Genomic DNA, 6,169 nt, shown 5'->3' with positions numbered 1-6,169 from the left:
GAAGCCCGACAGCTCACTGCCGGTGTTAAGGGCACCGGAGACAAAGGCGGGCACGGTGGCATTCAGCAGGCTCTCGTCGAACCCGGGCAATTATGACACGGGGTACTTCAACCCAGGGAATGTCGACACTGGCGCTTTCAGCACGGGAAATTACAGTAACGGCTTATTCGTGACCGGCGACAACCAGGGCCAGATCAGCGCTCATCTCGCCATCGATATTCCCACCGTCCCCATCGACGTCGAGTCCGTCAATCCCATTAAGCAAACACTGGTGGTCGGCGGGCAGGAATACACCATCCCGGGCTATACTTATCCCAAGACATACTTTCTCGACGGCGACTTCTATCTGGGACCGGTCACCATCTCGTCATCCACCCTCACCGGTCCCACGGTGACCATCGACATCGGCGGCCCAGCTACGTCCATTGATGCGACGGTCATCGGCGCCTTACAGGGCGGGACGATCCAGATCATCGATATCCCGGCGGCCCCGGGTTTCGGGAATTCGACAGCCAGCCCGTCGTCGGGCTTCTTCAACTCCGGCACCGGCAGCGCATCGGGCTTCGGCAACGCCGGCGCCGACACGTCGGGCTTCCGCAACCTCGGCGGCGCGGGCGTCTCGGGCTACCGCAACGTCGGCTCCCTCGAATCCGGCCTGGCCAACGCCGGCAACACCATCTCAGGTGTCTACAACACCAGCACCCAAGGGCTCCTGGCGGCGGGCAACCTCTCCGGCGTGGCGAACATCGGCACCAACCTGGCCGGCGTGCTGCGCGACAGCGCGACCGGGACGATGTTCAACGCGGGCCTGGGCAATATCGGGGCTTTGAACGTGGGCTTCGGCAACACTGGGGATTACAACCTGGGCAGCGGCAACGTCGGCGACCTGAACATGGGCAGCGGCAACCTCGGCAGCGCCAACTTCGGTAGCGGCAATATCGGCAACGGCAATATCGGGTTCGCCAACACTGGCCCGTCGTTGACCGCGGCGGTCCGCAACGTCGGCTTCGGCAACACCGGCAGCCACAACGTCGGCGCGGGCAACACCGGCGACGGCAACATCGGCTTCGGCAACACCGGCAACGGCAACATCGGCATCGGGCTCACCGGCGACGGCCAGACCGGATTCGGCGCGCTGAACTCCGGCAGCGGCAACATCGGCCTGTTCAACTCCGGCACCGACAACATCGGCATCGCCAACTCCGGTGACGGCAACTGGGGCATCGCCAACTCCGGCAACCACAACACCGGCCTCGCCAACGCCGGCAACACCAACACCGGCGCCTTCAACACCGGCCTGGCCAACACCGGCATCGCCAACACCGGCAACTACAACACCGGCAGCTACAACACCGGCAACACCAACACCGGCAGCTTCAACACCGGCAACACCAACACCGGCCTGTTCAACCCGGGCGACGCCAACACCGGCCTGGCCAACACCGGCAACTCCAACACCGGCGTTGCGAACTCGGGCAACGTCGACACCGGCGCGTTCATTTCGGGCAACTACAGCAACGGCTTCTTGTGGCGGGGCGATTACCAGGGCCTGATTACCATTTCGTACTCGTCGACCATTCCCGAAATCCCCTGGCACTACGACGTGAATGCCCCCATCGAGATACCTATTAGCGGCAACGTCAATGAAATTACCCTGGAATTATTCCACATTTCCAGCATCCCCATAAAGGTCCAACTACAACAGACCATCTGCTTCCTGGGGTACTGCACCACCATCACAACAACCTTGTACGACGGCAGCGTCGGCGGCTGGGCACTCGGTCCGTACACCCTGCTCGCGCCCACCACGGTAGCCGAAACCATTGCTCAAACATTTGATCTGCCCGGCAGCGGAACCCTAGGTCCCTACACCTTCGGATTCACTTACCAGCAAAGCCCTGGATTCTTCAATTCGACCACCGACCCGTCGTCGGGCTTCTTCAACTCCGGCGGGGGCGGCGCCTCGGGCCTCTTCAATTCCGCACCCGGGGCCGTGTCGGGGCTGGCAAACGCCGTCGCGAACTCGTCGGGCCTGGGCAACGCCGGCGGAACCGGAAACTCGGGCTACCTCAACTACGGCGGGCTGGAATCGGGCTTCGCGAACTTGGGCAACACCGTTTCGGGCTCCTTCAACACGAGCACCGTGGATCTGACACAGGCGGCCTTCGACTCGGGTATCGGAAACGTTGGCACCAACCTCTCGGGAGTCTTCAACGACGTCTTCGTGCCGTAGCTGCGGTCGGCTGGGCCGCTCTCGAGAAAGCGCATTCGCGGAATGGACGCTACCCGATTAGCAGCACCCGACAATAAGGTAAACGCTAACGGCCCCAACGATTGAGCCCAGGTCACCGATGAACAGCACGGATATCGAGCAGGTCCTCCGCAAACAACGGTTGCGCTCATTGCAGGGCGGGTCCATTTTGCGCGTCGGCGTCGCCGTCATCATGTTCAGCGCAATGCTGACCCTCACCGAGCCGGCTCGATTGCCGGCGCAGGCCGTGCTGCTGGGCGTCTATGCATTCGTGACCGTCGGCGCGCTGCTGCTGACCTATGCCGGCACAAGTCAACTGCTCAACGACGACCGGGCGCTGTTGACACTCGCGCTGACGGATGTCGCCGCGGTGTTCGGTTTCAAACTGCTCTCACCCGGCGGATATATTCCCCTGTTGGTGATGGCGCTGCTGCCGCGCCTGGTAGCCGTCGAGTTGTCGCTGCGGCGCGCCGGTATGGTGCTGGCCTGCGCCTTCGCGGTCTTCACCGCATCGGTCCTTCAAGACCCCGTGATCATGAGCCGGGTTGGTCCACGGGAGACGGCAGTGATCGTGCTGATGTATGGATTCATTTGCGGCACAGCGCTATTGGTGGTGATTTTCCGGTTGCGCAATATCGACGAACTGGCCGAACTCACGACCTCGCGCGAAGAGCTGCTTGCCGAGACCATGACCGCATCGCAGGCCGAGCGGCGGCAGATATCCGAGTTCATCCATGACGGACCGTTGCAAGACGTGCTTGCGGCCCGTCGCGATATTGCCGGATTCCTCAAGCGGTCCCCGGATGCACCCCTCGACCAGGCACTGGCTAGCCTGCAGGACGCTTCCCGTCTGCTGCGCGAGGCGACCTTCGAGCTACACCCGGCACTACTCGACCAAGTCGGCCTGGCGGCTGCGGTAGAGAAGCTCGTCGCCGTCGCAGCGGCCCGGTCTGGCATTGCGATCACAACGGACATCGATTATCCGCAGCCGAATGCGATCGACCCGATCTTGTTCGGGGTGATCCGCGAATTGGTATCCAACGTGGCCCGTCATTCGCAGGCCAGATCGGCGACGGTGAAACTGGCGATCGACGGCGACGCCGCTCGGATCGACGTGACAGATGACGGCATCGGCCTCACCGGTGACGGCGCAGCGCGTCGCCTTACCCAGGGCCATATCGGTCTTGCCTCGCACCGGGCGCGGGTCCAAGCCGCCGGCGGCACCTTGACCATCATCGAGGGACCCGTTGGCGCGCGCCTGCAAGTGACGGTGCCGCTTCGGCACCCAGCGCCAACCACCGCCTCGGCGACGGTGCCGCGCCGAACCGATCGTGAGCCGGAACGGTGTTGAACGTCGGCCGAAACCGCGCAGCAGGCCCGCTTTGGGGAGCACCGCCGCGATCAGTCCAAGGCTATGGCTGTCCGGCAACTATTCGAGCAATCGGCGCCGCATCGCCTCGGCTACGGCCGCTCCCCGATCAGACACGCCAAGTTTTTCGTACAGGCTGTGCGCATGCGTCTTGATCGTGCTGCGCGCCAAATGGAGTCGTGACGCGATCTGCGGAACCGACAGCCCATCGGCCATCATCGCGATCACCTGGGCTTCGCGCTCGGTCAGTAACGTTGTCGCTCCCTTGCCCCGCCGTTTCACCTCACCGGCCAATCCCCCGGCTATCCCGGCCGGCAGGTACGAGTCTCCTTCGGCACATCTGAGCACGGCGTTGACGATCTCGTCGCTGTCGGATTCCTTTGTCAGAAACCCCGAAGCGCCCTCGGCCAGAGCCTTATAGACGACGGGGCTGTCATCAAAGGCGCTCAGCAGCACCACACTGGTGGGCAATCCGTCACGGGCGACGGCGTGGGTCACCTCAAGACCGTCCAGTTCGGGCATCTTGTAGTCGAGAAGTGCGACCGCAGGCCGAAGTCGGCGGATGGCGTCCAGCGCCGCGCGACCGTCGGCCGCCTCGGCGACGACCTCCACCCGCCCGCTGGACCTAAGGGCCCGCACCACCCCCTGGCGCATTACCGGGTGGTCGTCGGCCACGACGACGGTGACTCGGTCATGGGAATCGGCCACGGCCTGCTCCAAGCGCTTCAACGAAGCTCTGTGGTTCCGCGCAGGGACGGACTCCGCGCGGGGGACGGACAAGGTGCCTCATCATTGTGTCTCCGGTGACGGGCCTGGCGTGACGATTTGCCGATACGGACACGCAGTTGTGACTGCGCAGCATATCCGCGGTGGCGCTCGCCACGTTGTGCCGTTTCGTTCGAGGACCGCCCGGTCAGTACCGGCGGAATCTCGGCACGCGCCGACATACCGGGGACGACCCTGGGGCACACCCGCGGCGGCAACGTCCCGCAGTGCCCGGCAAACCGGCGCTCCATTGCAGGCCAATGAAGTTCTTTGACGTACACCAGGATTCGCGCGGCGCCGGACCGTGTCATCATGCGGTCCACCACAACTGTCGGAGATGTGAACCATGCCGATCCGGTGCCGGGTCGCTTCCTGAGGCGATGATCCTGCGCAGCCGGGCAGTACCCGCACGTTGGGATCGGTAACTGTGCGGTCGGTGTGTCATCGCCACGACAACGCCGCCACCCCCCCGGAAAACGAACCGCCATGAAAATCATCACGATCGCGGTGGCTGGCCTGCTGGCCGGCACGCTGCTGACAGCCAGCCCCGCGCATGCCGAGGTGACCGCTCACCCATTGCCGGTCCGCGTCTACCCGTTGCAGCCCAACCTCGGATCCGACCTTAGGTCGGAGGTACAAGATCTGCTGCAGCAAATCTCCGACCTGGACGACAGCTGGGACAACATCACCCCGGAGGCGCGACAACAGCGTTTAGCACAACTCCAACAGCAGGTAACCATCGTGGATAAAGAAACACGGGGTCTTCCCGCAGAGCAACAGCCGCAGGTGCAGGCGATGCTGGGCATGGCGGTTATCAAGCTGGCCAACATCCTCCGGAGAGCCCAGCCTCCGGACAGCCCGTGCTACTTGCCCTCCTGCCTGCCTGGGCTGTAGCCCACCGAAGAGCCCACTGGAGCCGCCAAATATTCGACAACGAAATCCGTGCTGCGCTGGTGCCATTCGCTCCACCGCCGCACCATGTAATGGCCCGCGCCTTCGACGCCCACCCACATGGCGTCCACCCCGCGCCGGCGAGCCCGACACGTCTGGGTACGCGAACTGCGCGGGTCGGTCCAGGTGTCGGCGGTGCCGTGCAGAACCAATAGCCGGGTCCGGACCGGGATCCGGTCTCCGTCGCTTTCCGTCCACCACGGCGCCAGTGCCACGACTGCCCCGATGTCACCTCGGCCGGCCAGGTGTGCGGCGACGCGGCCACCCATCGAATGACCCACCAGCACAATGTGTTGGGGAACGAAGCGGCGGCACAGCTGGCCGAGAGCTTCCTCGGCATCGCGGACCGCATCCAAGCCCGGACTATTCCACCCGCGGCGGCGGTATTGAACACGTCGCACCAAAACGTCGCGCCCCAGCCGACGTCGCAGCGTGCCGGCAATGAACACCATCCTGAGGTTGGCCAGCTGCCACCACCGGGACGTGTCGTCGCTGCGCACCTTACCGCCTGGCAGGACGAGAACGCAGGCCCGAACGGGGGAACGAGGTGGCCGCACAGCATTGATTCGGAGCCAACCGCCGGGCCGGACTGGTTGATCCCCGATATCGATCAGTCCTCTGACCTGGCGGGCCAGGACGCTTAAAGGTGGCGGTTTCGCGGTGCTGCTCGCTCTGCGGCGGTATCGCCGGCAACATCACAACCCGTCGGTACCACCTGGCCCCAACAGCAGCCCGCCGGCGCCGCCCGCTCCGCCAGCGCCGCCGCTACCGAGGAGCCCAATCGCGGCGCCGTCGCCGACGCCGACCCCGCCGGTTGCGCCGCCGAAGTTTCC

Annotated in this window: 5 protein-coding genes; 3 read left to right on the top strand and 2 right to left on the bottom strand. The window is 64.5% G+C overall.

What is annotated here, in order from left to right; all coding sequences use genetic code 11:
• Both BST40_RS27005 and BST40_RS27000 read left to right on the top strand, forming a co-directional pair.
• Window positions 1-2,233, top strand: a 2,233-nt coding sequence (locus BST40_RS27005) for a beta strand repeat-containing protein (protein WP_208618937.1), incomplete at its 5' end; no start/stop codon positions are given.
• A gap of 118 nt (window positions 2,234-2,351) precedes the next feature.
• A complete protein-coding gene (locus BST40_RS27000) occupies window positions 2,352-3,602 on the top strand; it encodes a sensor histidine kinase (protein WP_075549110.1) in 1,251 nt (416 codons plus the stop codon).
• A 78-nt stretch (window positions 3,603-3,680) separates the two neighbouring features.
• Here BST40_RS27000 and BST40_RS26995 read toward each other — a convergent pair whose 3' ends face one another.
• Complete coding sequence (locus BST40_RS26995) at window positions 3,681-4,328, bottom strand: response regulator transcription factor (RefSeq protein ID WP_082275610.1); 648 nt, start codon at window positions 4,326-4,328, stop codon at window positions 3,681-3,683.
• 543 nt (window positions 4,329-4,871) lie between these two features.
• On the opposite strand from BST40_RS26995, the gene BST40_RS26990 reads away from it, so the two are divergent.
• Window positions 4,872-5,279 carry a hypothetical protein gene (locus BST40_RS26990; protein WP_075549108.1) on the top strand — a complete coding sequence of 136 codons (408 nt, stop codon included), beginning with the start codon at window positions 4,872-4,874 and terminating at the stop codon, window positions 5,277-5,279.
• On the opposite strand, the gene BST40_RS26985 is transcribed toward BST40_RS26990, so the two are convergent.
• Window positions 5,249-5,893: an alpha/beta hydrolase family protein gene (locus BST40_RS26985; protein ID WP_075549107.1), complete on the bottom strand. Its 645-nt coding sequence runs from the start codon at window positions 5,891-5,893 to the stop codon at window positions 5,249-5,251. The two genes, BST40_RS26990 and BST40_RS26985, sit on opposite strands and share 31 nt — an antisense overlap.
• Window positions 5,894-6,169: the final 276 nt, after the last annotated feature.

The sequence above is a fragment of the Mycobacterium persicum genome, from assembly GCF_002086675.1.
GTDB classification, from domain to species: domain Bacteria; phylum Actinomycetota; class Actinomycetes; order Mycobacteriales; family Mycobacteriaceae; genus Mycobacterium; species Mycobacterium persicum.
Note: the sequence above shows the minus strand (reverse complement) of the source record. Positions and strands in the feature narration are given on the sequence as shown.